This is a genomic window from Xanthobacter sp. BG11Y11_SDJG (assembly GCF_057364445.1).
This window is the reverse complement of sequence record NZ_JBNFNU010000437.1, coordinates 1-3,348: the sequence shown is the minus strand read 5'-3', so window position 1 is coordinate 3,348 and position 3,348 is coordinate 1. Positions and strand designations below refer to the sequence as shown.

The 3,348-nt window shown below is 70.3% G+C and carries 1 protein-coding gene and 1 pseudogene; both read right to left on the bottom strand.

The window, feature by feature from the left end:
* Window positions 1-1,353 (bottom strand): annotated as a pseudogene (atzF, locus tag AC2W7M_RS22410) (allophanate hydrolase); the annotation flags it as partial.
* Window positions 1,354-2,008: 655 nt separating this feature from the next.
* Entirely contained in the window at window positions 2,009-2,878 is an 870-nt protein-coding gene (purU, locus tag AC2W7M_RS22405) for a formyltetrahydrofolate deformylase (protein WP_486135030.1), read from the bottom strand.
* Window positions 2,879-3,348: the final 470 nt, after the last annotated feature.

Below are 3,348 nucleotides of genomic sequence, written 5' to 3'. Positions count from 1 at the left end.
CGCCCCGTGGCGCCGAGCGTCAGGTCGCCCGCCGCCATGAAGGCGCGGGCGAGGGGACGCGACCTCGCCGTCGCGGCCCGCCGGTGCCAGCAGCGTGATGCCGTAGGGCACGCCGGAGGCGGCGACGGTCGTGGGCACGGCGGTGCCGCACAGGTCCATCAGGTTGACGAAGTTGGTGTAGGTGCCATTGCGCGAATTGAGCAGGATCGGCTCCGCCAGCACCTCGGCCACCGTGTAGGCGGTGGGGGCGGTGGGCAGCACCAGCGCGTCGACCGCGGCGAGCGTCGGCTCCACCGTCTTGCGCAGGGCCTTGAGGCGGTACATGGCCCGGAAGGCATCCGCCGCGCTCGCCGCGCCGCCGGGCGCGGTGATCGCGCGGGTGACAGGGTGAACGGCCTCGGGGTCGTTCGCGATCAGGTCGCCGGCGACGATCCAGCGCTCCGCCACCCAGGGGCCCTCATAGAGCAGGCGCGCCGTCTCGGCGAAGGGGGCGAAGTCGATCTCCACCAGCTTGGCGCCGATGGTCTTCCAGCGCGCCAGCGCCGCCTCGTAGGCGTCCGCCGCGTCCGGATCGCCGAAGAATTCCCGCTGGTCCGGCGAAAGCACGCCCAGCACGGGGGCGGCCGGCGCCGCCGCGAGGGGGGCGAGCGGCAAGGGCCGCGAATAGGCGTCGGCATCGTCGCCGGCCATCACCTGAAGCACGGCCATGGCGTCGTCCACCGTGAGGGCGAACACCGAGATGCAGTCGAGCGAGCGGCAGGCGGGCACGAGCCCGGTGTTCGGCACCAGCCCGAGCGAGGGCTTCACGCCGACGATGTTGTTGAGCATGGCCGGAACGCGGCCGGAGCCCGCCGTGTCGGTGCCGAGCGCCACCGGCACGATGCCGGACGACACCGCCACCGCCGAGCCGGAGGACGAGCCCCCGGGCACGAGGTCCGCCATGAAGGGGTTCTTCGGGATGCCATAGGGCGAGCGCACGCCCACGAGGCCGGTGGCGAACTGGTCCAGATTGGTCTTGCCGATGACGAGCGCGCCCGCCGCCTTCAGGCGCGCGACGGCGGTCGCGTCCCGTTCGGGCATATAGGCGAAGGCAGGGCACGCGGCGGTGGTGGGCAGGCCGGCGACGTCGATATTGTCCTTCACCGCGATGGGGATGCCGTAGAGCGGCAGGTCGGTGGCCCCGCGCGCGGCCAGCGCCTCGGCTTCGGCCTGAACCTCGGCCTGCGGCCGCAGGGTGATGAAGATGGCCGGATCGTCGCGCGCGGCGATGCGGCGATAGACCTCGGCCACGGTGTCGCCGAGCGTGCGGGCGCCGGAGCGGTGGGCTTCCAGGAGGTCGGAAAGGGTGTGCATGACGCTCTCTTCAGGTCGGTCCCGGCGGCCCTGTCACCGGGTCGTCACCGGGTCCCGCCACCGATCCCATAGCAGGAAGCGCGCCAGCCGCCCGCAGGCCCGACCAGGCCTCCCGCCGGCCCCGAAGGGGGCAACGCAAACACTTGCGGCGGAAGGCCTGGGGGAGGGCCGGCGGGGGATCGGCCCTGGGGTGAGGCGCAAGGCCTCATCGCGAAAAGGGATACCAGATTGACTAAATATTAGTCAACATAGGCCGCGTGCATGCAAATTTTGCGACCGTCACCGCGCCGGCTGCTGCGCCGGCTCATCGGAAAAGCGTGCGGCCGGGGCGGCATGGCGGGGCGAGACGGTGGGGCGGCGGCGGCTCGCCGCCGGGCGTCGGCACCGGCAAGCGGCGGGGGCGGTCTCGGTGGGTTCGGGGGTGCCGCGGCCGGAAAACAGTCCAGCTGCGGCGACCGCTGCAACCAGAACGATCGCGCCGGCAATGAGAGTAAAACGTCGGCTCATGGTGGGCTCCCGAAAGGTTTCACTTCGGGAACGCGCGGGGCGCCGATCGGTTTCATTTCCCCTTTGCGAGCGCCCGGCGCAGGCGCGTCCGGGCGGATCGTTCATCAAATGGAACGGGGACTTAAGAGCAGCTTGGCTTTTCAGCCCATCAGTCGCGGAAGACCACCGTCTTCGATCCGTTGAGGATCACCCGATCCTGGAGATGCCAGGCCAGCGCGCGCGCCAGCACGCGGCGTTCGATGTCGCGGCCCTTGCGGACCAGGTCGTCGGGCTGGTCCTGGTGCGAAATCCGTTCCACGTCCTGCTCGATGATCGGCCCCTCGTCCAGGTCGGACGTGACGTAGTGCGCGGTCGCGCCGATCAACTTCACGCCGCGCGCATGCGCCTGATGATACGGCTTGGCGCCTTTGAATCCCGGCAGAAACGAGTGGTGGATGTTGATGCAGCGGCCCGCCAGCTTCGCCGCAAGGCCGTCTGAGAGGACCTGCATGTAGCGGGCCAGCACGGCGAGTTCCGCCCGGGACGACTTGAACACGTCCCATATCTCCTGTTCCTGTTCCAGCTTGGTCGCCTTGGTGACCGGCAGGTGATGGAACGGGATGCTGTCGAAGTCGAGATGGGCATAGGTCTCGCGCGGGTGGTTCGAGACGATGCCCACGAGATCCATGGGAATCTCGCCGATGCGCCAGCGATAGAGCAGATCGGCGAGGCAGTGGTCGGACTTGGAGGCGAGCAGCAGCACCCGGCGCTTCTCGTCCTTGGGGCGGATGCTGAAGGTGGCCTTGAACGGTTCGGCGACCGCGGCGAACTCCGCCCGCAGGGTATCGAGGCCCGCCTCGCCCTCCACCACGTTGAACACCGTGCGCATGAAGAAGCGCCCGCTCTCGGTGTCGTCGAACTGCTGCGCCTCGAGGATGTTGCATCCGTGCTGGAACAGGAAGGTGGAGACGCCCGCGACGATGCCCGGCCGGTTCGGGCAGGCGAGGGTGAGGATGAACGGACGGTCGGGATGGCTCATGGCGTGCTCTCGGAAAATGGGCGCCGGCGCGCGGACGCGCGCGGGCCGAAAAAGGGGACGGCGAAAAGCTGCGCGGCGCGCCGCCGTCCAACCTCGGCCCGTGCCGGAGAGGGCGAAGCCGAATTCGGCGGCGCTCGCCGCGAGCCAGCGCAGGAAGGCCGGCGCGAACGAGCGCGGCACGGCGAACAGATAGGCCGGGCCATCCGCCGCCGTGCCCGCGACCTGCCAGAAGGTGAGGTTCACGTGCGAGACGGTGGTGGTGGCGGCGTCTCCCGCCTGGAAGACGGACGGGTCGAGGTCGATCATCAGGCCCTTGGCGAGCGCCGCCTGAACCTTCGGCCCGGAGATCTGAAACAGCAGGCTGGCATCGCCCTGGTCCGTCACCGCCGCAAGGCCTTGCGCCAGCGGGAGGAGGCGGCCGGGCAGGACGCCGCGTCGGCGAAGGCGAGCCAGCGGCCGGGGCCGGTGCC